Annotated in this window: 23 protein-coding genes; 10 read left to right on the top strand and 13 right to left on the bottom strand. The window is 68.0% G+C overall.

The annotated features are described in order from the left end of the window. The first annotated feature begins 2 nt into the window (after positions 1-2). Positions 3-1,160 (top strand): alpha-hydroxy acid oxidase, encoded by a 1,158-nt coding sequence (locus tag BRO63_RS17590; RefSeq protein WP_088141016.1) that lies wholly within the window; start codon positions 3-5, stop codon positions 1,158-1,160. On the opposite strand, the gene BRO63_RS17585 is transcribed toward BRO63_RS17590, so the two are convergent. From BRO63_RS17585 to BRO63_RS17555, 7 genes are read right to left on the bottom strand one after another with little or no spacing between them, the layout of a single operon-like run. Continuing rightward, positions 1,145-2,269 (bottom strand): C45 family autoproteolytic acyltransferase/hydolase, encoded by a 1,125-nt coding sequence (locus tag BRO63_RS17585; protein WP_088141015.1) that lies wholly within the window; start codon positions 2,267-2,269, stop codon positions 1,145-1,147. The genes BRO63_RS17590 and BRO63_RS17585 overlap by 16 nt on opposite strands. Positions 2,270-2,289: 20 nt before the next feature. Continuing rightward, positions 2,290-3,330, bottom strand: coding sequence for a CapA family protein (locus BRO63_RS17580; RefSeq protein WP_088141014.1), 1,041 nt, complete (start codon positions 3,328-3,330; stop codon positions 2,290-2,292). Between the two features lie 10 nt (positions 3,331-3,340). After that, a complete protein-coding gene (locus BRO63_RS17575) occupies positions 3,341-4,894 on the bottom strand; it encodes an ABC transporter substrate-binding protein (RefSeq protein ID WP_088141013.1) in 1,554 nt (517 codons plus the stop codon). Positions 4,895-4,934: 40 nt separating this feature from the next. Beyond that, entirely contained in the window at positions 4,935-6,065 is a 1,131-nt protein-coding gene (locus BRO63_RS17570) for a C45 family autoproteolytic acyltransferase/hydolase (protein WP_088141012.1), read from the bottom strand. A gap of 31 nt (positions 6,066-6,096) precedes the next feature. Continuing rightward, a complete protein-coding gene (locus BRO63_RS17565; RefSeq protein ID WP_088141011.1) occupies positions 6,097-7,752 on the bottom strand; it encodes an ABC transporter ATP-binding protein in 1,656 nt (551 codons plus the stop codon). A gap of 1 nt (position 7,753) precedes the next feature. Then, positions 7,754-8,611: an ABC transporter permease gene (locus BRO63_RS17560; RefSeq protein WP_088141010.1), complete on the bottom strand. Its 858-nt coding sequence runs from the start codon at positions 8,609-8,611 to the stop codon at positions 7,754-7,756. A 6-nt stretch (positions 8,612-8,617) separates the two neighbouring features. Further along, on the bottom strand, positions 8,618-9,562 hold the full coding sequence (locus BRO63_RS17555; protein WP_088141009.1) for an ABC transporter permease: 945 nt from the start codon (positions 9,560-9,562) through the stop codon (positions 8,618-8,620). 184 nt (positions 9,563-9,746) lie between these two features. On the opposite strand from BRO63_RS17555, the gene BRO63_RS17550 reads away from it, so the two are divergent. After that, a complete protein-coding gene (locus BRO63_RS17550) occupies positions 9,747-10,637 on the top strand; it encodes a LysR family transcriptional regulator (RefSeq protein WP_088141008.1) in 891 nt (296 codons plus the stop codon). Between the two features lie 137 nt (positions 10,638-10,774). Continuing rightward, complete coding sequence (locus BRO63_RS17545) at positions 10,775-12,388, top strand: ABC-F family ATP-binding cassette domain-containing protein (RefSeq protein WP_088141007.1); 1,614 nt, start codon at positions 10,775-10,777, stop codon at positions 12,386-12,388. On the opposite strand, the gene BRO63_RS17540 is transcribed toward BRO63_RS17545, so the two are convergent. Continuing rightward, a complete protein-coding gene (locus BRO63_RS17540) occupies positions 12,381-12,836 on the bottom strand; it encodes a GNAT family N-acetyltransferase (RefSeq protein ID WP_088141006.1) in 456 nt (151 codons plus the stop codon). The two genes, BRO63_RS17545 and BRO63_RS17540, sit on opposite strands and share 8 nt — an antisense overlap. Positions 12,837-12,943: 107 nt before the next feature. On the opposite strand from BRO63_RS17540, the gene BRO63_RS17535 reads away from it, so the two are divergent. Then, positions 12,944-14,218 carry a hypothetical protein gene (locus BRO63_RS17535; RefSeq protein WP_088141005.1) on the top strand — a complete coding sequence of 425 codons (1,275 nt, stop codon included), beginning with the start codon at positions 12,944-12,946 and terminating at the stop codon, positions 14,216-14,218. A gap of 1 nt (position 14,219) precedes the next feature. Here the strand turns inward: BRO63_RS17535 and BRO63_RS17530 are convergent, their stop codons facing one another. From BRO63_RS17530 to BRO63_RS17515, 4 genes are all read right to left on the bottom strand, one after another. Continuing rightward, positions 14,220-14,786 carry a hypothetical protein gene (locus tag BRO63_RS17530; RefSeq protein ID WP_088141004.1) on the bottom strand — a complete coding sequence of 189 codons (567 nt, stop codon included), beginning with the start codon at positions 14,784-14,786 and terminating at the stop codon, positions 14,220-14,222. Continuing rightward, complete coding sequence (locus BRO63_RS17525; protein ID WP_088141003.1) at positions 14,783-15,364, bottom strand: hypothetical protein; 582 nt, start codon at positions 15,362-15,364, stop codon at positions 14,783-14,785. The genes BRO63_RS17530 and BRO63_RS17525 overlap by 4 nt, the downstream gene beginning before the upstream one ends. Then, a complete protein-coding gene (locus BRO63_RS17520; RefSeq protein WP_088141002.1) occupies positions 15,361-15,957 on the bottom strand; it encodes a hypothetical protein in 597 nt (198 codons plus the stop codon). The genes BRO63_RS17525 and BRO63_RS17520 overlap by 4 nt, the downstream gene beginning before the upstream one ends. Positions 15,958-16,126: 169 nt before the next feature. Continuing rightward, positions 16,127-16,693 carry a hypothetical protein gene (locus BRO63_RS17515; protein WP_088141001.1) on the bottom strand — a complete coding sequence of 189 codons (567 nt, stop codon included), beginning with the start codon at positions 16,691-16,693 and terminating at the stop codon, positions 16,127-16,129. A 279-nt stretch (positions 16,694-16,972) separates the two neighbouring features. Between BRO63_RS17515 and BRO63_RS17510 the strand changes: the two genes are divergently transcribed. The 6 genes from BRO63_RS17510 to BRO63_RS17485 all read left to right on the top strand — a co-directional run bounded on the left by BRO63_RS17510 (position 16,973) and on the right by BRO63_RS17485 (position 25,544). Continuing rightward, positions 16,973-17,686: a gluconate 2-dehydrogenase subunit 3 family protein gene (locus BRO63_RS17510; protein WP_088141000.1), complete on the top strand. Its 714-nt coding sequence runs from the start codon at positions 16,973-16,975 to the stop codon at positions 17,684-17,686. 3 nt (positions 17,687-17,689) lie between these two features. Then, positions 17,690-19,465: a GMC family oxidoreductase gene (locus BRO63_RS17505; protein ID WP_088140999.1), complete on the top strand. Its 1,776-nt coding sequence runs from the start codon at positions 17,690-17,692 to the stop codon at positions 19,463-19,465. Between the two features lie 12 nt (positions 19,466-19,477). Further along, positions 19,478-20,791, top strand: a complete 1,314-nt coding sequence (locus BRO63_RS17500) for a cytochrome c (RefSeq protein ID WP_088140998.1) — start codon at positions 19,478-19,480, stop codon at positions 20,789-20,791. 260 nt (positions 20,792-21,051) lie between these two features. Then, positions 21,052-21,564 (top strand): AAA family ATPase, encoded by a 513-nt coding sequence (locus BRO63_RS17495; protein WP_088140997.1) that lies wholly within the window; start codon positions 21,052-21,054, stop codon positions 21,562-21,564. 69 nt (positions 21,565-21,633) lie between these two features. Next, positions 21,634-23,277: a VRR-NUC domain-containing protein gene (locus tag BRO63_RS17490; RefSeq protein ID WP_088140996.1), complete on the top strand. Its 1,644-nt coding sequence runs from the start codon at positions 21,634-21,636 to the stop codon at positions 23,275-23,277. After that, the gene (locus BRO63_RS17485) at positions 23,274-25,544 is read left to right on the top strand and encodes an ATP-dependent DNA helicase (RefSeq protein WP_088140995.1); all 2,271 of its coding nucleotides are present in this window, start codon (positions 23,274-23,276) and stop codon (positions 25,542-25,544) included. The genes BRO63_RS17490 and BRO63_RS17485 overlap by 4 nt, the downstream gene beginning before the upstream one ends. Here the strand turns inward: BRO63_RS17485 and BRO63_RS17480 are convergent, their stop codons facing one another. Then, positions 25,545-25,952 (bottom strand): group III truncated hemoglobin, encoded by a 408-nt coding sequence (locus BRO63_RS17480; RefSeq protein ID WP_088140994.1) that lies wholly within the window; start codon positions 25,950-25,952, stop codon positions 25,545-25,547. Between the last annotated feature and the right edge of the window lie 76 nt (positions 25,953-26,028).

Below are 26,028 nucleotides of genomic sequence, written 5' to 3'. Positions count from 1 at the left end.
GCATGCTGTTGACGATGGAAGATTACCGGAGCCGGGCGAGGAAGGTCCTGCCCCGTTTCGTGTTCGAGTTCGTGGATGGCGGCGCGGAGCACGAAACCTGCCTGCAGGCCAACCGTGACGACTTCGAGCGGATCCGGCTGACGCCGCGGGTGCTCAGGGATACCCGTGAAGTCGACACGTCGGTTGAGGTGTACGGATCGGTCTGGCGGCAACCGTTTGCGCTGGCGCCCACCGGCCTGAATGGCGTGGTCCGCCCCGGCGGCGACGGCATGCTGGCGCGGGCGGCGGCGGAAATGGGCGTGCCGTTTGTCCTGTCCACCGCCTCGAACCAGCGTGCCGAGGACGTGCGCGCCATCGCCGGCGGCGGCGAGCAATGGCTGCAGCTATATGTGATGCAGGACCGCCGGCTGGCCGAACAGCTTGTGCGCCGGGCGCGCGCGGCGGGCTATCGCGCGCTGGTGCTGACGGCCGACGTGCCGGTGGGCGGCAGGCGCTGGCGCGACGTGCGCAATGGCTTTTCCATGCCTTTCCGGCTTACGTCCCGGATCGCGTGGGACGTGGCGCGTCGGCCCGGGTGGGCGCTGCGCATGCTGCGCGGCGGGCCGCCGCGCTTCGTGAATCTGGCCGAGCAGCCCGGCGAGTCCCTGTCGCTGGAGGTGCAGGCGTCCCTGCTTGCCCGCAGCATGGACCGTTCATTGACCTGGGATAGCCTGCGCTGGCTGCGCAGCCTGTGGGGCGGCCCCTTGCTGCTGAAAGGCGTGCTGCATCGCGAGGATGCCGCCCTGGCGGTGAGGCATGGCGTGGACGGCCTCATCGTCTCCAATCACGGCGGTCGCCAGCTGGATGCCGCACCCTCGTCGATCAGCGTGCTGCCCGGGATCGTCGACGCGGTCGCCGACCGCATCCCGGTGTTCCTGGACAGCGGCGTGCGCAGCGGCGCGGACATCGCGCGTGCCCAGGCTCTGGGGGCGCGCGCCGTTTTCATCGGCCGTCCCGCGCTGTACGGCCTGGCTTGCGGCGGCGCGCAAGGAGTGGCCGACGTGATGCGTTTGCTGGCGGAAGACTACGAGCGGACCCTGATCCTGTCCGGATCGGCGAGCGCCCGCCAAGCCCGCGTGTCCCGGGAGCCGGCGGGCCAGTCCGTTCAGTCGATCGGATAGGCCTCGCCCTCCAGGCCATAGCGAGTAAAGAACTGCCCGAACGACGGCATGGCGGCAATGTCCATGGTGAGCCCGGCCGTGTCCAGCACGATGGTGGCCACCGTGGCCGAGCGTCCGCCCGTCAGAGTGCCGCGCGGGGGACGGCAGACGGAGTAGGGCGTGGCCCAGTCGTCGGCCAGGGCGCGCCGCACATCCGCCACCGTGATCCGGGGGCCGCAGGCGTCCAGCAGCTGGCGCACGCGCCAGGCCCGGTAGTAGGTGTCCACGGCATTCTTCAGGCCCGCTTCGCGCAGCTTGCCCAGCGCCACTTCGCTCATGAAATGGTTGGAATGGGTCAAGAGGCCGTCCTGCGGCAGCAAGGTGAAGCTCTCGTCGGGCGCGCATTCGAAGTCGATCACCCAGCCGTTCTGGCTGACGATCATGTTGCTGGAGCAGGCCTTGGGCGTGGCGGCAATCAGCTGCATGGCGATGGCGACGTGCTGCTGGCTGAGCACCGCGCGGCGCACGCTGCTCAGCGGTACGCCGGACTGCGTGTAATCGCGGTCGCTGCTGAGATAGTTGCCGGTCAGGCCGATGCCGGCCGAGTTGAAGCCGTGCCGCGCCAGGCCGCCGGCCTCCACCAGCGTGAGGAAGGTGACGCCGCTTTCCAGGGTGGCGCGCAGCACGATGGTGCTGTCGCAGGCGTCAGGCTCCCAGTCCCAGTTGTGGGCATGGATCAGCGTGCCTGTCGCGCTGCGCCCGGGCATGACCAGGGCGGCGGTGCATTCGCCTTCGGCGGGGTCCAGGTTGCCCATCTTGGCCAGCAGCCGCGCCTTGGCGATGACTTCGGTGCGGGCGTTGATCAGCGCTACGTCGTCGAAGGCGCAGCCTGCGCCTTGCGCGATGCCCCGCATTTCTTCGGTATGTGCGGGGTCGAACTTCTGGATCTGGTCGGCGAACTCCTTGATCAGGGCGGCCTGGGTGGCCGCGGGAGTGCCGATCTTGTCGAGTTCGCCGCGATAGTGCCGCGCGCTGTGGGCAATGCGTTCGGGCACGGCGCGGCCGTACTGCACGCCGCGTTCAAAAGGGGAACCGGAGATCGAGACTAGGGGAAACGGGGCGTATTTCATGGGAGCATCAAATAGGGGGGTCAGGGTGCGGAGCGGCTTGCCAGGTCCAGTTGCAGGGCGTCGCCGCTGATGTGCAGGTCGGCGCCCAGCGCGGCGGACCCGCGGATCAGCAGGTCGCGCTCTTGCGCCGCTTCGGATGCGGCCACGAACACGGTCTGGTTGGCGTCGTTGCGCTGCACGAAACGGAATTGCATGGCGGCGGGGCGCTTGTCGCGGATGTCGACGCGGACCGTCATGCCGGTCCACTCCGTATGCGCGTCCGCCTGGTGGGCGACCTGGAAGGAGAAATTGCCGCTGCCGTAAAGAATGGGCCTGCCCTGATGCAATTCGACGGGCAGGATCATGTGGGGGCCATGCCCCAGCACGATGTCGGCGCCAGCCTCGACGGCCGCATGCGCGTACTCGCGCTGGTACTGCAGCACGTCGCGCCGGTAGCCCCAGTGCAGCGAGGCGATCACGACGTCCGCCTGTTCCCGCAGCGCCGCCACGTCGGCCCGGAATTGCGCCAGCGACTCCGGATCGGCCCAGGTCAGCACCTCGGGCGGCACGCCGGGGCGCGTGCGCGCCGCCTGCATTTCCAGCCGCGGCCGATAAGCGGTATGGCCGCGGATGATGGCGACGCCGGCATGATGCGCGGTGGCTTCATGGTTGTCCGGCCAGTACACGGCGGTGCGCTGCAGGAAGCCGTAGCGCACGCCGTCGCGCACTTCGATCAGCGGGGCGCGGGCCGCGTTGGCGTTCGCGCCGGCGCCCACGCTCGACAGGGACGCGTCCCGCAAGGCGGCCAGCGAGGACAGCACCGCTACATGGCCGATGTTGACGTTGTTGGCGTTGCCCACCGCCTGCAGGCCGGCGTCGCGCAGGACCTGCGCATGCCGGGGCGAGGTATAGAAGCCGCGCCGCTCCTGGGCCTGCTCGGGCAGGTCGTACAGGCAGCATTCCAGGTTGGCGAATACCAGGTCCGCCTGCCGCAGCGGCGGGCTGACGTGGTCGAACAGGCCGCGGGCGTCATCCACGCCCTTGAGGTTGATGTCGCCCAGCAGATACAGGGTTTGATTCATGGTGGCGTTCCTAGTCGGCCTTCGAGACTTCCCAGAGCAGCGGCGCGCCGAAGATCGACGATTCGAAACCCTGGACGTTCTTGCGGTATGCGCCCGTGCTCAAGGTATTGAACAAGGGGATGATGGGGACCTGCTCCAGCATCAGCCGGTGCAGTTGATCCAGCAAGGCCTGCCGTTCGGCGGGCGCCGTGGCGTTGGTGGCCTTTTCCAGCAGCGCGCGGGCAGCGGGATCGTCCCACAGCTTGCGCGGCTGGGAACTCTTGTCGCCGGTCACGGCCTCGAAGTTCAGGGCGGGGTCCATGCGGCTGGAGTACGAGAACGACATCATCTGGTAGTTGCCTTTCTGCCACTTGTCCTGCTGGGCGCCCCATTCCAGCACCTCGATGTCGGCGTTGATGCCGGCCTGCTGCAGCATGGCCTGGGTGATAACGGCCGCGTCGTAGTTCGGCAGGTTGCGCTTGTTGGTCGAAATGACGATTTTCTCGCCCTTGTAGCCGGCCTTGGCGAGCAGCGCCTTGGCGCGCGCCAGGTCGTAGACGTAACCCTGCTTTTCGGCTTCGCCGTAGTAGGGCGAGGCCACGGGGACGAGCGAGTTGTTGGGCTCGGTCAGGCCGTAGGTCACGCCTGCCACCAGTTCCTTGTAGTTCAGCGCCGCGGCGATGGCCTGGCGCAGATAGGGATTGGACAGCAGCTTGTCGCGCGTCTGGATCGTCAGCGTGGAGGGCGCCAGCTGGGGCGAGACATTGGTGCTGATGGCCTTGTTCTGCGCCAATTCGGCGACTTCGGAGTACGGCACCTTGGACATCACGTCGATGGCGCCGCTGGCCAGGGCGGTCTTGGCCGTCGCCGGGTCGGAGATTACGACGAAGCGCACCTCGTCGACCAGCGGACGCTTGGAACCCACATAGCCGTCGGGTTTGCCCGGCCGGTTGGCGTAGTTCTCGAAGCGCGTCAGGCTCACGTATTCGCGACGGCGCCACTCCGCGAAGCGGAAGGGGCCGGTGCCGATGGGCTTGTCCCAGGTGCCGTCGGGCTTGACCGAGTCGCGATGGGTGATGGCCGTCATGCCGCAATCGCTGCGCGCCAGCGAATCAAGGAACAGCGGCGCGGCGCGGTCCAGCTTGAACACGACGGTGGCGGGATCGGTGGCGGCCGCGCCTTCCACCTTCAGGCCGATGCGGCCATCGAAGTCGGTCAGGCAGCGCCAGCCGGTCTTGGGATCCATGTAGCGGTTCCAGCTCCAGACCACGTCGTCGGCGGTCAGGGGCGCGCCGTTGTGGAAGGTCACGCCCTGGCGCAGATGGAACGTATAGGTCTTGCCGTCTTCGGATACGTCGATCTTCTCCGCCAGCAAGGGGGCGGGCTGGCCCTTCGCGTTGTAGCCGACCAGGCCTTCGACGACGTGCAGGATCACGCCATCGGTATTGGCGTCGCGGTTGACGCCCGGATCGCTGCTGCGGATGTCCGCGTCCTGGTGGGCGCGCAGCACGGTGGCGCCCAGGGCAGGCGCGGCGGCCGTCAGGAGGGCGGCCAGGGCGGTGTACGCATACATAGGTCGTTTCATGATGGGTCCTTGTTGTGAGCGGTTTGCAGCTGGAAAACGTTCAGAAGGAAGGGGACGATCCGCGTTCCACCGTATAGCGGGCGTAGGCCGCGCCCTGCCAGGGCATGCGCGCGACCTCCAGCACGCCGGCCGCGGGTTCCATGATCAGCGTCGCGGTGGTGCAGGATGCATAGCCCTGGGCGCTGACGCGCCCCGGCCGGCAGACGGAAAAGGGAGTGGCATGGGTATCGGCGAAGGCGGCCTTGAGATCCTGCACGCCGAGCTTGCCGCCCGCGGCCGACAGGCGCTGGCGCACGCGCTGATCGCGATAGAGGCTTTCCGGCGAGCTGGCGATGCCCGTCTCCTTCAGCTTGCCCAGCGCCACGGGACTGGTCCAATGGTTGGCGTGGACCAGCAGGCCATCCTCGGGATAGACCAGGAAGGTCTCGTCAGGCGCGCATTCCAGGCTCAGCGCCAGGCCCAGCCGCGTGCCCAGGATCAGGTTGCACGAACACGCCTTGGGCGTGCCGGTGACGATCTGGAGGGCCAGGGCGTAATGCTCCTGCTCCAGCGCCTTGCGGCGCACCAGCGGCAGGGGCACGCCGTCCTGCTGGTAGTCGCGGCTGGAGGACATGCCGTTGCCGTTCAGGGTCAGCCCGGCCGAGTTCATGCCATAGCGCGCCAGGCCGCCGGCTTCGACGAAGGTCAGCACGTCGGGGCCGTCGTCGCGCAGCACGCGCAGGATGATGATGGTGTCGGCGCAGTCCTGGCGGTTGTCCCAGTTCTGGCCTTGCAGGAAATTGCCGTTGGCGCTGCGCGCGGGCAGGATGGCGGCGCCGGTGCATTCGTCGCTTGCCGGCGCGGCAGAGCCGGCAAGCTGCGCGCGCCGGGCTTGGGCGACGATTTCGGTGCGGGCGTTGATCATCAGCACGTCTTCGAAGGAAACGCTGGCGCCCTCGGCGATGCCGCGCATCTCGTCCAGGTAGGCGGGTTCGAAATCCTCGACGGCGCGCGAGAAATTCGCGATGAGCCGCCGCAGGTCCGCAGGCGAGTACCGTAGCTGCTGCAGCGCACGGGCGTAGATCTCGGCGCTGCGTCGCACGCGCCCGGCCGCCAGGCGTCCGTGCCGCAGCCCGCGCTCGTAAGGCGTGCCGGCCACCTCGACCAGCGGAAAGTAGGCTTGCGCTTCCATGTCTGTTCCTATGCGCGCGGGGCTGCGGGCGTCATTGATCGAACCGCCATTTCAGGCGCACGCCGCCGGTGTCGTTGGCCTCCAGGGCCGGAATGGCCGACAGCAGCTTGCGCGTGTAGGGATGCTGGGGCGCGTCGAAGATCTGGTCGCGCGGACCCTGTTCGACGATCTGGCCGTCCTGCATCACGACCACGCGGTCCGCCACCTGCTCGACCACGCCCAGGTCATGGCTGATGAACAGACAGGAGAAGCCGTGGCGTTGCTGCAATTCGGCAAACAGCTTGAGCACCTGCGCGCGCACCGTGACATCCAGGGCCGAAACCGGCTCGTCGGCGATCACGAAGGCGGGGCGCCGCACGATGGCGCGGGCGATCGCCACGCGCTGGCGCTGGCCGCCGGACAATTCATGCGGATAGCGCCTGGCGTACTCCGGGCCCAGTCCGACCTCGGCCAGCACGGACTGGACGCGTTCGGCCTTCTGCGCCGCCGTCATGCCGTCCACCTGGCGCAAGCCCTCGGCCGTGAGTTCACCGACCGTCATGCGCGGATTCAGGGAGGAATAGGGGTCCTGGAACACCATCTGGCAGTTCAGGCGGTAGTCGTTCCAGGCGGCGCCCGTCTGCGCTATCGGCTTGCCGCGGAAGTAGATGCCGCCGTCCGTGGGAGCCAGCAAGCCGGCGATGGCCCGGCCCAGGGTGGTCTTGCCGGAACCCGATCCGCCGACCACCGCCACCACCTCGCGCGGCCGGATCTGCAGGTCTATGCCGTGCAGGGCGCGTTTGGCCTGGGTGCGGCCGAACAGCCGCTGGCGGCCCGCGTAGTCCACCAGCAGCTGGCGCACGTCGACGATGGGCGCTTCGGGCGGAATGGGGCGGGCGGGGCCGCGCATGGGCATGGCCGCCAGCAATTGCCGCGTGTACGGATGCGCGGGACGGTCCAGGATCTGCTGGGTGGTGCCGGTTTCCACGATTTCCCCGTGGCGCATCACGATCATGCGTTCGGTGTACTTGGCCACCATGGGCAGGTCGTGGCTGATCATCAGCACGGCCGTGTTGCGGGCGCGGGTCAGCTCCAGCATCAGTTCCAGCACGTCGCGCTGCACCACGGCATCCAGCGCCGTGGTGGGCTCGTCGGCCACCAGCAGGGCGGGTTCCAGCAGCATCACGGCGGCCAGCATCATGCGCTGTCGCATGCCGCCGGAGAATTCATGGGGCCACGCATCCAGCGCGGCCGCGGGGTCGCGCAGGCCGACGCGCGCCAGCATGGCCAGTATCAACTGCTTGCGGGCGGCTGCCGACAGGTCCTTGCGGTGCAGCGCCAGGCCTTCATCGAGCTGGCGGCCGATCTTCATGGAAGGGTTTAGCGAGGTCATCGGCTCCTGGAACACCATGCCGATGCGCGCCCCGCGCAGCTTGCGCAAGGCGGCGGGGCTGGCGTCGGTCAGCGATTTCCCCTCGAAGGTGATCGAGCCCGCGGCGCGCACCAGCGGCGGCGGCGTCAGGCCCAGCAGCGCGCGCGCCGCCTGGGTCTTGCCGCTGCCCGATTCGCCGACGATGCCGACCAGCTCCCCGGGCTTGATGGAGAAGCTGACCCGCTTGACGATTTCCCGGCCGCCCGCGCCCACCGTCAGCGTCAGGCCGTTCACCTCTGCCAGCGTTGCGCCGGCGTCCATATGCTTGGTCGTCATGTCATTCACCCGTACGCATGCGCGGATCCAGGCGGTCGCGCACGGCGTCGCCCAGCAGGTTGATGCCCAGCAGCGTGAGCGAAATGCAGATGCCGGGGAAGATGCTCAGATACGTCGCCTGCGCCATGAACGGACGGGCCGAGGCCAGCATGTTGCCCCAGGTGGGCGCGGGCGGCGGCACGCCCAGGCCCAGGAAGGACAGCGCGCTTTCCGCCAGGATCACCCAGCCGAACATGGACGTCGCCAGCACCGTCAGCGGCGCCACGCAATTGGGCAGCACGTGGCGGAACATGGTGTAGAGCTCGGAATTGCCCAGCACGCGCGAGGATTCGATGAACTCCTTCTCGCGCAGCGACAGCACCGTGCCGCGCACGATGCGCGTCACCGACGGCGTGTAGGCCAGGCCCAGCGCCAGGATGATGCCGTATTTGTTGGCGCCTACTACTGCCAGCAGGCCCAGCGCCAGCAGCAGGCCGGGAAAGGCCAGCAGCGCGTTGTTGAAGGCCATGATGATGCGGTCGGTCCAGCCCCGCACGAAGCCGGTCAGCACGCCGATGGCGGTGCCCAGCAGGATGGAGAACGAGACGGTCAAGAGGCTGATCCAGACGCTGGTCGAGGCGCCCACCATCAGGCGGCTGAGCACGTCGCGGCCGAATTCATCGGTGCCCAGCCAGAACTGGGCGCTGGGCGGCTTGAGCCGGGACGCGAAGCTGATGCCCAGCGGGTCGCGCGGGGTCCAGACGGCGCCGATGAGGGCGGCGCCCACGACGATCGCGATGATGACCCCGCCGATGGCCGCGTTGGCGGGCAGGCGGCGGCGCCGGGGCTTTACGGGATTGATGGCTGTAGTCAGTTGCATGGCGGTTTACTCCGCTCCAACGCGGGGATCGAAGGCGGGATAGAGCAGGTCGACAAACAGGTTGACCAGCACGTAGATGACCGCGACGAACAGCAGGCAACCCTGGATCACCGGGTAGTCGCGGGCGAAGATGGAATCGACCAGCAGGCGGCCCAGGCCGGGTATGGTGAACACGGTCTCGACCACCGCGATGCCGCCCAGCAGGTTGCCGAGCACCAGCCCGATCAGGGTCCAGGTGGGGCCGAAGGAATTCTTGAATACGTGATGGGCCAGCACCGCGCGCTCGCTCAGGCCCTTGGCGCGGGCATGGGTCACGTAGTCCAGGCGCAAGACCTCCAGGGCGCTGGCGCGCGCCATGCGCATCAGCACGCCGATCTCGTGCAGGAACAGCGTCAGGATGGGCATGGCCAGGTACAGCAGGCCTGCGACCGCGTCCTCCGACACCGACACGTAGCCGACGACCGGCAGCCATTCCAGCTTCAGCCCCAGCAGCAGCAACAGCAGCAGGCCCAGCCAGAAAGTGGGGATGGACACCAGCAGCGTGGCCATGCCGACCAGCGCGATATCGGTGGCGCGATTCTGACGCCAGGCGGCGATGATGCCGGCCGGCACCGCGACCAGGGCGGCGGCTGCCACCGCCGCCAGCACGATGGGGGCGCTGACCAGGAAGCGGTCCCAGACCAGGGACAGCACCGCCTGGCCGGTGGTAATGGATTTCCCCAAGTCGCCCTGCAGCAGATCGCTGAACCACAGGGCGAATTGCGCGGGCCAGGACTGGTCCAGGCCCATGCGCTGGCGCAGTTCTTCCAGGCTGGCGGGGTCGGCAAGGTCACCCAGCAGCAGTTGGGCCGGATCGCCCGGGATCATGCGGATCAGCACGAAAACGGCGACGGACACGATCAGCAGTGTCGGTATGGCCATTCCGATGCGCGAGAGTGCGAAGCGAAGCATAGGGGGCTCGTAGCTCACGTCCCGGCGCCTGCCGCGGCAGCGCGATGGTGACGATACGGTTGACGGGGCCGCTATGCCGGCTCGGCTGCGGGACGACGTAACTTTGACGTCCTGTCATAAAGAAGTAAAACTAAAATTACTTTGTGATATATAAAGTTATTCTTACCGATATGGCACCCACCCGATGAGCTCGATCCGCTTCTTCCGTACCTTCGTCGCCGTGGCGCGCAGCGGGTCGTTCGCCGCGGCGTCGGAGCGGGTGTCGCTGACGCCGGCCGCGGTCAGCCTGCAGATGCGCGCGCTGGAAGACGACCTGGGCGTCACCCTGTTCGACCGCAGCGGCAAGATCGTGTCCCTGAGCGAAGGCGGACACCGGCTGCTGCCGCGGGCCGAACAGCTGCTGGCGGTGTACGACGACCTGCGCGACGGCCCCGCCGGCGACGAACTGGTGGGTTCCATCGACGTGGGGTCGGTGGGCACGTCGATGGCGTTCCTGGCGCGCGCCGTACTGACCCTGCGGGACTCGCATCCCAAGCTGAACGTGCAGCCGGTGATCAGTTTTTCCGGCGACCTGTCGCTGCGCGTGCGGGCCGGGGAACTGGACGCGGCGCTGGCGGTCAAGAACGCCCACAAACTGCCTTCCGGCACGCAATGGACGCCGCTTTACACCGAACCGTTCGTGTTCATTGCGAACCGCCAGGCGGCGGGCAAGGCGGACGTGGCCAGCCTGATGGCGCGGCGGCTCTTTCTGAGGCCTTCGCGCGACACGCATACGGGGGCGCTGATCGACGCCTTCATACGCAGGAACCATCTGAAGTTCGGCGAGTACCTGGAAATCAATTCACTGCGGACCATGGTCGAACTGGTCCATCAGGATGTCGGCGTGACCATCGTGCCGCTCACGCGCGCGGCGCACTGGGAGGAAGATCCGCGGCTGCGCGTCGCCTACTTCGATGATCCATCCGCGCAGCGGACCGTCGGACTGTTCGAGAACGAGGCGCGCAGCCATCTGACCAGCGCGCTCAGGCGCGTTCTGCTGGCCACGATCGAGCAGGATGCCCAGGTCAGGCGGTGATCCCCATTACAATGCTGCATCCCTCACATCACCAGGAGTCATTCGCCATGCGCCACTGATGCCGCCGTCTTCGCGACGGCCAGTCTCCACCCACCCCCAAAGAGCAGGGGGAGTTCTTGGCATCCTTGGAATCGCACATGACGAATCCCTACATCGCGCTGGAAGGCGTGTCCTATGTTCTGCCGGACGGCAGAACGCTATTCTCCGGTCTCGACGAACAGTTCGACCTGCGGCCTACCGGGCTGGTGGGCCGCAATGGCGTGGGCAAGAGCGTGCTGGCCCGCATTCTTGCCGGCCTGCTGCCGCCCGCCAGCGGCCGTTGCCTGCGCTCGGGCAGCGTGCATTACCTGGCACAGCAGGCCGCGCCGCGCGTGGCCGAGACCGTGGCCGGCCTGGCCGGCATGCAGGCCACGCTGGCTGCGCTTGGGCGCATCGAAGCGGGCAGCGCCGCCGCCGAGGACTTCGACCTCGTGGGCGAGCGCTGGGATGCGCGCCTCGCGTTGCAGCAGGAGCTGGAGCGCTGCGGCCTGGGCCATCTGGACGCCGCGACGCCGGCCGCCGCGCTCAGCGGCGGCGAGGCCATGCGTGTCGCCTTGATCGGCGCCTTGCTGTCGGAAGCGGACTTCCTGATCCTGGACGAACCTACCAACCATCTGGACAGGCCGAACCGGCTGGCCTTGGCCGAGCAGCTGCGGCGTTGGCCGCGCGGTTTGCTGGTGATCAGCCACGACCGGCAACTGCTGGGGGCGATGCAGCGCATCGTGGAATTGTCGCCGCTTGGGCTGCGCGCGTATGGGGGCGCCTACAGTTTTTATGCGCAGTGCAAGGAAGAGGAGCGGTGCAACGCGCTGTCGCTGCTGGAGCAGCGCAAGCATGAGCGCCAGCGTGAGGAACAGGCCCTGCGCGTACAGCGCGAACGCCAGGAACGCCGTCAGGCGCGCGGCAACCGCCAGGCGCGCGACGCCAATCAGGCCAAGATCCTGCTGGGCCGGCAGAAGGCGCGCAGCGAAACGTCCGCGGGCAAGCTGCGGCGCCAGCATGAGGCGGCCAGCGAGCAGCTTGCCTTGCGCGTGCGCGAGGCGGCCGAACAGGTCGATGACCAGGACGCCATCGTGCTGCATGCGCCGCCAGCCGCTACACCTGCGCAGCGGCGCATCGCCGAGCTGGACGCGGTGGAGCTGCCGTTTGTCCCGGCCGTCACGCGCCGCATCGACCTGACGTTGGGCGGGCGGCAGCGCGTCGGCGTGGTCGGTCCGAACGGCTGCGGCAAGTCGACCTTGCTCAAGGTGCTGGCGGGACAGTTGCAGGCATCGGGCGGAACCTGCCGGGTCGCGGCAAGGGCCGTGTATCTGGATCAGGGGCTGGCCATGCTGGGGCCGGAGCAGCCGGTGCTGGCGCAGTTGCAGGCGGCCAATCGCAGCGCGACGCAAGCCGACTTGCGCACACGCCTGGCTCAACTGGGCCTGGACGCGCGCAAGATCGCGGCGCCCAGCGGCGAACTCAGCGGAGGAGAGCGCCTGAAGGCCGCGCTGGCCTGCGCCTTGTACGCGGACCCGCCCGCGCAATTGCTGTTGCTGGATGAGCCCAGCAATCACCTGGACCTGCCCTCGATGCAGGCATTGGAGACCATGCTGCGCGCCTACCGGGGCGCCTTGGTCGTCGTGTCCCATGACGATGCGTTCATGGACAGCCTGGCGCTGACGCACCGGCTGGTTGCGGGCTGCGCAGGCTGGCGCCTGGAAACTATCTGATCGACAGTTCCAGGATGTCGTCGCCGGCCTCATCGCGTTCGCCGGTGGGCGTCCACCCCAAGTGGCGGTAGAAGCCATGGGAACGCACGGCGGGATCGCTGGCGCAGGCCAGGAACAGGCGCTTGTGTCCCAGGCTTGCCAGATGCCGGACCATCAGTTGCAGCAGCGTCCTGCCCGCGCCCTGGTTCTCGCTCTCGGGCAGCAGGGCCAGCACCACGATTTCACCGCTATCGCGGTCGCCGAAGCAGTAGCCCGTCACCCGGCCATGCGCGCAGGCGACAAAGCCGGGCAGGTCGCCCGCGCGCACGCCGGCGGCCCAGCTGTCCGCGGTGATGCCCAGCGCGCGCAATGCCTCCACGGAAAATGCGTTCTCTCTCGTCTGGCCCCGGATCGTCAGGCAGGCAGGAACGTCGTCGGCGGTGGCGGGGCGGTATGTCAGTGTGTTCATGGCCGTATATTGACACCCTGTGCGCAATCGTGGCGAGCGGTAACACTCCGTGCGTCCCGGCGGCATTAACATCGTCCGCTTCAATCCGCGCACTGCAGGGTGTAGGCATGCTCGAGTCCGTACTCGCGCCATGGGCGCTCACCGGCCGGCTGTGGCTGCGGTTCTGGCCGCAATTGATGGCGCTGGTGCTGGCAGGCACGCTGGCCCGCGATGTGCTGCTGTGGGTGGCGGCGCAGACCGGCTTCGCCAACCATCTGGCCGGCCTGGCCGTGCTTACGCTGGTGGCGCTGGCGCAGCTGGTCACTACCGTCGCGATGTTCCTCGTGCTGTTGCCGGGCCTGCCAGCCCTGTGCGGCGCGCAGGAAGCGGCGCGCGCCGGGCAGGCCGAGACTGGCGGAAGCAGAGGGCGGCTGGGGCAGGCGTTGACGGTGGCCTTGCTGCCGTTCTTTGCCTACTACGCGGCCTGGGGCTTTCTGGGCGACATCGTGCGGCAGTACTCGCGCCTGGCCTATGGGCTGGATCCGCTGGGCGAGCACGGCAATGTGCTGGATGCGCTGGATTCCCGCTGGCTGCTGGTCTCGGTGGCGATCTCCTGGCTGGTGCGCAAGGCGGCGGTGACGGCGCGCGACCGCACGGGCAAGGGCCGCTGGCAATGGCTGGTGGTGCTGTGCGAAACCAACTGGGTGTTGATCGGCCTGTACGTCATCAGCCGTTGGAAGGACCAGGCGTGGCAGTGGCTGGCCGACCGGCGCGGCTTGGAGGCGCTGCTGCAGTCGCTCATGAACATGCTGACGCCCGTTTCGAATGCCTGGGCGGCGGGCATGACGCCCGTGGAGGCGCAAGGGCCCAGTCTGGGCGCGGCGCTGCTCAGCCTGTTCTTCTATGCCTTGCTGCCGGTGATATGGCTGGTGATGGCGGCGCTGGTCTATGGCTACGACGTGCGCGACGACGCCGAACTCAGGCGCTATGAACGGCTGCAAAGGCTGGGCGACCGCTACCGCGCCGTGCCGCGCTTTCTGCGCGATTTCGTCGAACATTTCGTGGCCGGCTACCGCAAACGCTATCTGCCGCTGGCCAGCGGCGTGCGCCTGGCCTTTCACAGCAGCGCCTTGCTGCTGGTCACGCTCATCGTGGGCTACCGCCTGATCGACTGGGGCGCGGCGTGGCTGTGGTACGGCGCGGCGCGCCTGATCGGCCCGCACGACCTGGATACCTGGCAGGTGCTGGCGCATGGCGTTTCGCTGCTCTTTGGCAGTCCTTTCCGCGATTCTTCCACGGGCCTGCTGATCGAACCCGTGCGCATCTGCTTTCTGGCTGCCGTGCTGGAATGCGCCTACGCACCCTGGAAGATGCGCAGTGCGGCGCCCGCGCCAGCGGCATGAGTCAGCCGGCAGGCTCCGGCGGCGCGAAGCGCAGGTAGGCGGGCCGTTCGGCATCGATGGACACGGTGATCGACCAGGGCGCGGCTGCATCGGCAGGCACCATGAAGGCTTCCATGATTTCGACGCTGGCGCCGGGGGCGGCGCCGCTGTGGGCCGCAGCCACGCAACCGCGCGCCGTGCCGCGCGGCAGGCGCAGCGCCGGGGCGATGGCGGGCAGCCAGGTGCGCCCCTGCGCGTCGTGCAGCGCAATGCGGCAGCCGCGCCAGCGCGTGGGCAGATCGGCGGATTGCACCTGCACGGAGAAGGCGGCCAGCGCGGCGCGCGAGCCGGGCTGCCAGCCCCTGCCGGCCGGCGGCTCCAGCACCGCGAATTGCCGCAGCTGCCATTGCGCGCCGCCCAGCGGCGCCTGCGCGCCGGCCGCGATGTCGCGCGGCTGCAATTCGCGGCCTGCGAGCCAGCGGGCCACGCTGTCGCGGCCGCTCCAGTACAGCGTCAGCGCCAGCAGCACGGGCAGCAGCCACAGGCTGCGGCGGCTCCAGCGCCGTTCGCTCGCGGCCGCATCGTTCATGGGGCGGCCTCCTGTTCCAGATCGTAGCTGGCGGCGGCGATGGGCCGGCCGGAGGTGTCCAGCGGGACGTCGTCCAGCGCAATGCGCACCTGCGAATCCAGGCGCGGGTCATAGCGCGCGGACAGCAGCAGCGTGGCATCGCGGGCCTGATCCGGCCGGATCTCGAACACCAGCCGCACGGTGCGCGGCAGGCCCGGTTCCAAGGCGTGGGGCGGTTGATTGCGCGCAAGCACAAGGCGGTCCGTGTGGCGGTAGGCCAGGCCGCCGGGTCCGAGCCAGGCGGCTTCGCCGACAGTGGCCGACGTGTCCCGGGCCGCCAGGCGCAGCCAGACGATGGCCCAGACGCCGCCCGTCGTGCGCGTCTGCGTAGCGCTCAGGCTCTTGTAGTTCAGTTGCTGAGCGAACTGCACGCGCTCCACGGTGACGTCGAATTGCCTGGCGCTTACTGTCTGTCCCATGGCGCCGCTTGCCGTGATGGGACCGGTCAGCGCCATGTAGCGGGGCGTGCTGCGCTGCATGGCGTACAGGGCCAGCGCGGCGGCCAGCACCAGCAGCAGGGTACCCAGCCGCACGCTCATGGCGCGGACTCCTGTACGCCGTCCGGGGCTATCGGCAACTCGATCCGACCCACGTTCGCGGGATTGAACCAGCCTGGCGCGCCATACAGATTGTCCACCGGCTTGTAGATCTTGCTCTGCACGGCAAGCGCGGTGCGCGCCGGAGCCGCCGCCGCGGGAGGCAGCATCCAGACAAAGGCCATGCGCTCGGGCAGGCCGGGCTGCAGGTAAGGCATTTGCTGCGAGTCGCGCAGCCCGACCGCCATGGGTTTGCCTGCAGCCGCTCCCAGCGGCGCATTCCAACGCAGCAGTCCGAGATAGTCGGCGCTCGATTCGGCGGTGCGGTTGGTGAGGTCGGCCTCGACCACCAGCGCCGTGGCGCCGGGCTTGAGCGGCACGCCGTAGACCTTGGGGGCGGAAGCGGTCCAGGCGCGGCGCGGCACCACCTGCCACTGGCCGGTCTGGATCGAGACATCGGCGCCATATACGGGTTCGGACGCGCGGTTGAGCTTGCCGTAGGCGCCGTAAATCGCGACGCTGGCCGCGGCGAGCAGAGAGCCTATGCCTGCCAGACTGGCGGCGACACGGGCTCTGAGCGAGTGCAGTACGCGCATCCGGACTCCAGGCGCGCAGGCCGCGCGCATCGGGAATCCCAGATCGTAGGCGCGCCGCTCCTGGCGGGCTTTGTCCTTATGTTTCCATGCATGTCGCGCACAGCGTTGCCGCGTGCGCCGGCCAAGTTTTGAAACAATTCGCCGGGCGCGTTGCGCAGTCCTTGGCGCTTCAGAACAGGTTCAGCGCCCGCGCCACCCACCAGCCCAAGCCGATCGCGACGCCGAAAAGCAGCGTCCTGCGCAGGCCGCCGCCCTTGGCCGGCACGGCGCCCGGCGGCAGGCCCGCGTTCGGGGGCGATTGGACGGATGCCGCCGAAGCGCGGGCCTGCGCCGGATCATCGGTCTCGATCACGAATTCCGGCTTGGCATCCCGCGGCTTCAATTCCGGCGCGAGATTGTCCACGTCCACGCCGGCATTGCGCAGCATGTCCCACAGGCCGCCGTCTCCCTGGCCGGCGCGCAATGCCTCGATGCGCTCGCGTTCGGCGCGCGGCACTGCGTCCAGGCTGTCGTACTTGCGGCCATTGACCGTGACCGCGCCATTCTTGATCTCGACCTTGAAGGACTCGCCGTTTTCGATGCCGGCATAGCTCCAGGTTTCGCTGACCGTGGCGCCGTCCATCCCGCCGTCCAGCAGTGCTTCGATGTTGGCGCGCTGCTCGGGCGTCAGGTCCTTCGCGGCGCTCCAGCTGCGCGTCGTCGTGGTGCTGCGCCAGGTCTTGGTTTTTTCGTTCATGCGTGGGTCCGTTGACATGCGGGTCTAGTGCAAAGCCTCTTACTTTGTCCTTAATGCAAAACTTATTTTCATGTCAAGAAAATCGATCTGATATGGTCGATCGAGCGTATCAGATGGCCTAAAAAGCGCATAATGTGCGCACCCTTTCCCAAGCTCCATGTCGTGGGGAGCGGGTCGATTTTCTGCAAGCGAAGAGCGTGTTGTCACTAGCTCGGCGGTTCGTGTTCCCAGGTTCATGTTCGGTGGCTAGGACAACTTGGAGTATTCACGGAGATGTCTATGACAGAAGACGCAAAGCCGCGCAGGCGGTTCCTGCAGGCGTTGGCCATCGTGCCGGCGTCGACGCTGGCGGTGGGCGCAATGACCACCGGCTGTACCAACGAGCCGGACGGCGCCGCGGCGCGCGCGGCCAAGCCCTACGAACCCACCTACTTCACCAAGGCCGAATGGGCCTTCATCGTGGCCGCGGTGGATCATCTGATTCCCGCCGACCAGTACGGTCCCGGCGCCATCGAGGCCGGCGTGCCGGAGTTCATCGATCGCCAGATGGAAACTCCGTTCGGCCATGGCAAGCTCTGGTACATGCAGGGGCCGTTCCACACCGACCAGGTGCCGGAACTGGGCTACCAGCTGAACCAGAATCCCCGCGAGGTCTACCGCCACGGCATCGAGGCCTGTGACGCCTGGTGCGTGAAGACGCACGGCAAGGCCTATGCCGAACTGGACAAGGCGCTGCAGGAGCAGATCCTCAAGGACTTGCAAGGCGGCAAGATCGAATTCGAGAGCGTGCCCGCCAGGACGTTCTTCAGTTTCCTGCTCTCCAACACCAAGGAAGGCTTCTTCGCCGATCCGATGTATGGCGGCAACAAGAACATGGTGGGTTGGAAGATGGTGGGTTTCCCGGGCGCGCGCGCGGATTTCATGGACTGGGCCGACCAGCCCAACGCGAAGTATCCCTACGGCCCCGTGTCGATCTCTGGGGAGAAGGGTTAAGCCATGGCGATCAAAAAAGACAAAGTCGATGCGGTGCTGGTCGGATTCGGCTGGACTGGCGCGATCCTCGGCCAGGAACTGACCGAGGCCGGGCTGCACGTGCTGGCGCTGGAGCGCGGCGCGATGCAGGACACGCCCAAGGACGCCGAATACCCCAAGGTGGCGGACGAGCTGGCGTACTCCGTGCGCGGCAAGCTGTTCCAGGACCTGTCCAAGGAAACCGTGACCATCCGCCACGGCGTGGACGACGTGGCCGTGCCGTACCGGCAGAACGGTTCGTTCCTGCTGGGCACGGGCGTGGGCGGCGCGGGCTTCCACTGGAATGGCATGCACTACCGCGTGCTGCCCGAAGAGCTGGAGCTGCGTACCCGCTACGAAACGCGCTACGGCAAGAGCTTCATCCCGGAAGGCATGACGATCCAGGATTTCGGCGTGACCTACGACGAGCTGGAGCCGTACTTCAGCAAGTTCGAGTACGTGTGCGGCACCTCGGGCAAGGCCGGCAACCTGAACGGCCAGATCGTGGCAGGCGGCAATCCGCTGGAAGGCAAGCGCAGCAAGGAATTCCCGCTGCCGCCCCTGACCACCACCTACGGCGCCCAGCTGTTCGACAAGGCGGCGCGCGAGGTCGGCTTCCATCCCTATCCGGCGCCCGCGGCCAATGCCTCGGGTCCGTACACCAATCCCTATGGCGTGCGCTTGGGACCCTGTAATTTCTGCGGTTTCTGCGAGAACTACGGCTGCTACATGTATTCGAAGGCCTCGCCGCAGACCACCATCCTGCCGGTGCTGCTGAAGAAGCCCAACTTCGAACTGTGCACGCAATCGCATGTGATCAAGGTCAACCTGGACTCGAGCGGCAAGAAGGCCGTGGGCGTGACCTACATAGACGCGCAAGGCCGCGAGGTGGATCAGCCGGCCGACCTGGTGATCCTGTCGGCCTACCAGATGCACAACGTGCGGCTGCTGCTTCTGTCCGGCATCGGCAAGCCCTACGATCCCAAGACCAATGAAGGCGTGGTGGGCAAGAACTACGCCTACCAGATGAACGGCGGCGTCAGCGTGCTGCTGCCCAAGGGCACCCAGCTCAACCCCTTCGTGGGCACGGGCGCGGGCGGCGTGGGCATGGACGACCTGAACGGCGATCAGTTCGACCACGGTCCCCTGGGTTTCCTGGGCGGCGCCAGCATCCGCCACGTGCGCTACGGCGGCCGTCCGATCAAGCAGACGCCCACCATGCCGGGCACGCCCAGCTGGGGCACGGGCTGGAAGGCCGGGGTGCAGGACGCCTACCAGCGCCACATGACCATAGGCATTTCCGGTTCGGTGATGTCGTACCGCGACGCCTATCTGTCGCTGGACCCCACCTACAAGGACAGCTTCGGCCAGCCTCTGCTGCGCATGACCTTCGACTGGCATGACAACGAATTCGACATGCTGGGCTACATGGGCAAGCGCATGGAGGAAGTGGCCAAGGCCATGAAACCGGAAAAGTACGCGGTGGGGGTGCGCAAGAAAGGTGCGCGCTACGACACCCGGGTCTACCAGAGCACGCACAACACCGGCGGCGCCATCATGGGCGCGAACCCCAAGGAAAGCGTGGTCAACAAGTACCTGCAAAGCTGGGACGTGCCCAACCTGTTCGTGATGGGGGCCTGCGTGTTTCCGCAGAACATGGGCTACAACCCCACCGGCCTGGTCGGGGCGCTGGCCTACTGGTCGGCGCAGGCGATCCGCGACCTGTACCTGAAGAACCCCGGCCCGCTGGTCCAGGCTTAAGGAGACGGCACAATGATTAAGCAGACCATTGTTGCGGTCCTCTCCGCGCTGGCGGCCGGCGCCGCGTTCGCCGCGGACGGCACGCCGGCCGCCGCCGACGCCCAGATGATCAAGCAGGGCGAATACCTGTCGCGCGCCGGCGACTGCATCGCCTGCCACACGGCCAAGGACGGCAAGCCGTTTGCGGGCGGCCTGGGCATCGATTCGCCGCTGGGCATGATCTATTCCACCAACATCACGCCGGACATGGACACCGGCATCGGCGGCTATTCCTACGAGGACTTCGACCGGGCCGTGCGCCACGGCGTGGCCAAGGACGGGCACTCGCTGTATCCGGCGATGCCATACACCGCCTACGCCAAGGTCACGCCCGAGGACGTCAAGGCCCTGTACGCCTACTTCATGCACGGCGTGGAGCCGGTCAAGCAGGAGAACAAGGACACCGACATCATCTGGCCCTTGTCCATGCGCTGGCCGCTGGGCGTATGGCGCTGGATGTTTGCGCCCGACGTGGCCACGGCCCCCGTGACCGCCGACACCCAGGGCGCCGACCGCGCCGCGCTCCTGCGCGGCCAGTACCTGGTCGAAGGCCTGGGCCATTGCAGCACCTGCCACACGCCGCGCGGCGTCGCCTTGCAGGAAAAGGCGCTGACCGAGGCGGACGGCTCGGCCTTCCTGTCGGGCGGCGTGGTCGAAGGCTGGCTGGCCAAGAACCTGCGCGGCGACACCACCGACGGCCTGGGCAGCTGGAGCCAGGCGGACATCGTGGCCTTCCTGAAGTCCGGCCGCAACGGCCATTCCGCGGCCTTTGGCGGCATGGCGCAGGTGGTGGGCGACAGCACGCAGCATCTGTCCGATGCCGACCTGAATGCCATCGCGGCCTATCTGAAGAGCCTGCCGCCGGTGAACAAGGACGCTACCAAGCCGCTGGCCTACAACGAGTCCGTGGCGCAGGCGCTGCGCACAGGTCACGACAAGGGCGACGGCGCCATGGCCTTCCTCAACAACTGCGCGGCCTGCCACCGCAGCACCGGCAAGGGCTATGCGGAAACCTTCCCGCAGCTGGCGTTGAGCTCGACGGTGAACTCGGCGGATCCCGCATCCCTGATCCACATTGTGCTCAAGGGCGCGCAGATGCCGGCCACCACGGCGGCGCCGACCGCCTACGCGATGCCGGGCTTTGACTGGCGCATGACCGACAAGGAAGTCGCCGACGTGGTGACGTTCGTGCGATCCAGCTGGGGCAACCAGGGGACGGCCGTCACCGCCGCCGACGTGGCCAAGGTGCGCAAGGACGTGGGGGCGGCGCCGCAGCCGGCGCGCTGACGCCTAGCGGTGATCGCGGCGCCGGCAAGCCTTCGCGGCTGCCGGCGCCGTGTCTTTCATTGGGGGCGATTTGACAAGCGCCCGATGCCGGGCGCAAGCTACGCCACATGCATCGTCCCGCAACTTCCTTCGCGCTGATTATTACCACCATTGGGTCCATGGTGGGTTAGCGCGCGTCGGTACATCGCTACACAAACCCGCCAGAGGCGGGTTTTTTGTTGGCCCGCCTCCTGCAGCAGTTTCTTCCAGGAGAGCACTTCATGATGTCCACAGAACCTTCCACCACGGCCACGCCCATGCTGCACTTTCTGTGCGGCAAGATCGGCGCCGGCAAATCGACGCTGGCGCAGGCCTTGGCCGCGCGGCCAGGCACCATCCTGCTCAGCGAGGACAACTGGCTGGCGGCGCTGTATCCCGGGGAGATCGTGGATCTGACCGACTACGCCCGCTGCGCCAGCCGCCTGCGCAATGCCATGGGCAGCCACGTGGCGGCGCTGGTCAGGGCCGGTTTGTCGGTGGTGCTGGACTTCCCGGCCAACACGCGGCGCAGCCGCGCATGGCTACGCCAGGTGGCGCAAGAGGCAGGCTGCGCCCATCGGCTGCATTACCTGGATCTGCCCGACGAGGTCTGCAAGGCCAGGCTGCGCGCGCGCAACGCGTCGGGCACGCACCCTTACACCACCACGGACGAACAATACGACGCGATCACGGCGTACTTCGTCGAGCCGGACGAGGACGAAGGATTCGACCTGATCCGCCACGGGCAGGACTGAAGCGAGGGACGCCGGCCGGGCGCGCCTGCTATGATTGCTGGATAAATATCCAGTTATCCGGCCCGGCCGATGTTTCCCGCCTACCGCTACTACTATCTGCACAACTTCCAGCGCGCCTTGACCTGGGTGGGCGAGCGCTACGCCGACCTGCTGGACGACGCCGAGCGCCGTTTCATGGCGGAGTTCCCGGCCTTGCCGCTGGCCTCGCAGGCGCTGATGGTGCGCATGCTGATGCGGCGCGGCCCGTGGTTCCGGGCCAGCCGATTGGCGTACGAGGAGATCGGCGCGTCTCAGGCGGCCGCGGGGCCGCTGCTGGAATTGGGCTGGCTGGATGCGCAGGCGCCGATGACGCTGGACGAACTGTTCGGCCTGCACACCAAACCGGAGCTGAATCGCATGTTTGCGCACGTGGCGGTCAAGTCCGCTACGCGCAAGGGCGATCTGCTGGAGGCCGCGCGCGTAGCGGGCGCGGAGCCGCGGCCTTATGCGGACTGGCATCCCGCGGCGGACGAGCCGGTCTGGCGCGTCACCGTATCGGACATCTGCGAGCGTTTCCGCCTGATGTTCTTTGGCAATCTGCACCAGGACTGGTCGGAGTTCGTGCTGGCCGACCTGGGCGTGTTCCAGTACGAGACCGTGCCGTTCGACGCCTCGTCGCGCGCCTTCCAGATGCGCGAAGACGTGGACTGCTACCTGGCGCTGCACGCCTGTCGCGTCGCGCTGGACGAGGGAGGCGATGCCGATGCGCTGATGCAGGCCGTGCAGGCCTGCGCCAGTGCCAACCCCTGGCTGGAAAAGCGCCGCGCCAAGGTCCTGCTGCGCATCGGACAGGCCTGCGAGCGGTCGCGGGACTGGGACACCGCGCAGCGCGTGTACGAGGCCTGCGCGTATCCCGGCGCGCGCCACCGCCGCATCCGGGTGTATGAACGCATGGCGCGGCACGGCGATGCATTGGCCCTGGCGCTGCAGGCGCAGGCCGAGCCCGAAAGCGAAGAGGAAAGCCAGCGCCTGGCGCGCATGCTGCCGCGGCTGTATCGCGGCGTAGGGCAGGGCGCCCCGGCGCGCGAGCCGGCGCCCGCCTTGCTGCGCACCGACCTGACGCTGGCGCGCCCGGCGGAGCCCGCCTCGGTGGAATTCGTCACGCGCGACCACCTGCAGCGGGACGACGCGCCCGTGCACTACGTGGAAAACGCGCTGATCAATTCGCTGTTCGGGCTGCTGTGCTGGCCCGCGGTGTTCGCGCCCTTGCCGGGCGCATTCTTCCACCCGTTCCAGCGCGGTCCGGCGGACCTGGACGCGCCGGACTTCCATCAGCGCCGTGCGGCGCTGTTTGCGCAGTGTTTGGCGCAGCTGGACACGCCGGGCTACCGCGACCTGATCCTGCAACGCTACGTTGAAAAGTCCGGCCTGCAATCGCCCTTCGTGTTCTGGGGCTCGCTGTCCGAGGACCTGCTGACGCAGGCGCTGGACTGCCTGCCCGCCGCGCACCTGAAGCTCTACTTCGAACGCCTGCTGCGCGACGTCAAGACCAACCGCTCCGGCCTGCCGGACCTGATCCGCTTCTGGCCGGCTGAGCGCCGCTATGAACTGATCGAGGTCAAGGGGCCGGGCGACAAGCTGCAGGACAACCAGATCCGCTGGCTGCGGTACTGCGTGTCGCACGGCATGCCGGTGCGGGTGTGCCACGTCAGCTGGCGCGAGGACGATGCATGAGCTACGCCGTGGCGGTGCGCGCCCTGTGCGAATTCACGGTGCGGGCAGGGGATCTGGACCTGCGCTTCACGCCCGCGCCCACCGGCCTGGAGGGCATGGCGGGTCACGCGGCCGTGACGGCCCGCCGCGGGCCGGATTACGAGACCGAGGTGGCGCTGTCCGGTCTGCATGAAAACCTGCTGGTGCGCGGCCGCGCCGATGGCTACGACCCCGTGGCCAACCAGCTCGAAGAAATCAAGACCTACCGCGGCCAGCTCGACAGTGTGCGCGACAACCACCGCGCCGTGCATTGGGCGCAGGCCAAGGTGTACGGGCATCTGCTGTGCCAGGCGCGCGGACTCGCCAGCCTGCGGGTGGCGCTGGTGTACTACAACGTGGTCACCGAGGAAGAGACGGTGCTAGTGGAAACGCACGAGGCCGCCGCGCTGGCGGCGTTCTTCCGCGAGCAATGCGGACGTTTCCTGGCCTGGGCGGCAACCGAGCTTGCGCACCGCCAGTCGCGCGACGCGGCGCTGGAGGCGCTGAAGTTTCCGCATGGCGAGTTCCGCGCGGGGCAGCGCGAGCTCGCCGTGGCCGCGTACCGCACCGCGCGCGACGGCGGCTGCCTGATGGCGCAGGCGCCCACCGGCATAGGCAAGACGCTGGGCACGATCTTCCCGCTGCTCAAGGCCAGTCCGGGCGCGGGCCTGGACAAGATCTTCTTCCTGGCCGCCAAGAGCCCGGGCCGCGGCCTGGCGCTGGAGGCGCTGGACACGGTCAACGCGCAGCCGGCCGCGCCAGGCTTACGGGTGCTGGACCTGCAGGCGCGCGACAAGACCTGCGTGCATCCGGACCTGGCCTGCCACGGCGAATCCTGCCCGTTGGCCCAGGGCTTCTACGACCGCTTGCCGCAGGCGCGCGCGGCAGCGCTGGCGCATGCGCGGCTGGATGCCGCCACGGTGGCCGCGGCTGCGCGCGAGCACCAGGTCTGCCCGTACTACCTGTCGCAGGAGCTGATCCGCTGGAGCGACGTGGTGGTGGGCGACTACAACTACTACTACGACGCCACGGCGATGCTGTACGCCATGACGCAGGTGTACCAATGGAAGGTGGCGGTGCTGGTGGACGAGGCCCACAACCTGGTCGACCGCGCCCGCCGCATGTACACGGGCGTACTCGACCAGGCCTCGCTGGCGGCGGCGCGCTACGCCGCGCCCAAGGGGTTGAAGAAGTCCCTGGATGGTCTGCAGCGCTCGTGGAACGCCCTCAACAAGAAGCAGGCGGAACGCTACCAGGCCTATGACGAGGTCGCGGCCGGGGTGCTGGCCGCGGTGCAGAAGGCGGTGGGCGCGATCATGGAGCACATGGCCGATACCCCGCTGCCGCAGGACGATCCCGTGCTGGGGTTCTACTTCGAGGCCTTGCAATTCATGCGGCTGGCCGAGCAGTTCGGCACGCACGCGCTGTTCGACGTGACCCTGTCGGACGCCAGCGCGGCCGGCGCCAAGACGCCGCCGTCGGTGCTGTGCGTGCGCAACGTGATCCCGGCGCCGTACCTGGCGGCGCGCTACGCGGCCGCGCACGCCACGGTGCTGTTTTCGGGCACGCTGAGCCCGCAGCAGTTCTACCGCGACACGCTGGGCCTGCCCGCGGCCACGCCCTGGCTGGACGTGGCCGCGCCGTTCCAGGCCGAGCAGCTGGCGGTGCGGGTGGTGGGCAACGTGTCCACCCGCTATCGCGACCGCGAGCGTTCGCTGTCGCCCATCGTCGATCTGATCGCGCGGCAGTACGCCGAGCGGCCAGGCAACTACCTGGGTTTTCTCAGCAGCTTCGACTATCTGCGCCAGGTGTCGGACCTGATGCGCGAGCGCCATCCCGCGGTGCCGATCTGGCTGCAGACGCCGGGCATGGACGAGGCCGGCCGGGCCGCGTTCCTGGCGCGCTTTACCGAAGCTGGGCAGGGCGTGGGCTTCGCGGTGCTGGGCGGCGCTTTTTCCGAAGGCGTGGACCTGCCCGGCAAGCGGCTGATCGGCGCGTTCATCGCCACGCTGGGGCTGCCGCAGGTGAATCCCGTGAACGAGAACATGAAGCGCGCCATGGACCAGCGCTATGGCGTGGAGAACGGCTACGACTACACCTATCTCTATCCCGGCATGCAGAAGGTGGTGCAGGCGGCGGGCCGCGTCATCCGCACCGAGCACGACGTGGGCACGGTGCACCTGATCGACGACCGCTACCGACGCGCCAAGGTGCGCGGACTGCTGCCCGGCTGGTGGCGGGTGGAGTGATCAGGCCGGACGCAGCTCGGTCAGCGGCTGGCTGGGATCGCGGCTGAGCTGGTAGCCGTACCACAGGCTGCGCGCCATGCGCCTGGCCATTTCCTGCGCCGCGTCGGCCAGGGCGCGGTTGGGCAGGGCGTCGGTAGTCTCCTGCCACAGCGCCAGCCAGCGCTCGAACAGTTCCGCGCTGAGATGCGGCATGGCGGCATGCTTGGGCATGGGCATGCCGGTGAAGCGGCGCGTGCCCAACAGCACGGCGGACCAGAAATCGGACAAGGTGGCCAGATGCTCGTCCCAGTCATGCACCTGGCTGTTGAAGACCGGGCCCAGCTGCGCGTCGGCGCGCGCCTTGCCGTAGAAGGTGTGCACCAGGTCGCGGATTTCGGCTTCCGTGCAGATGTCTTCGTCTGAGGTCAAGGTCGTCTCTTTGGGGGGGCGGAAGGCGATCTTAGGGCGGGCGAGTCCGTCTGCGGTTTGATCTGGCGCAAGCTTT

It is taken from the genome of Achromobacter xylosoxidans (assembly GCF_002192695.1).
Lineage (GTDB): Bacteria > Pseudomonadota > Gammaproteobacteria > Burkholderiales > Burkholderiaceae_B > Achromobacter > Achromobacter xylosoxidans_C.
The sequence above is the reverse complement of the archived record's forward strand: the minus strand, read 5'-3'. Positions and strand labels throughout refer to the sequence as shown.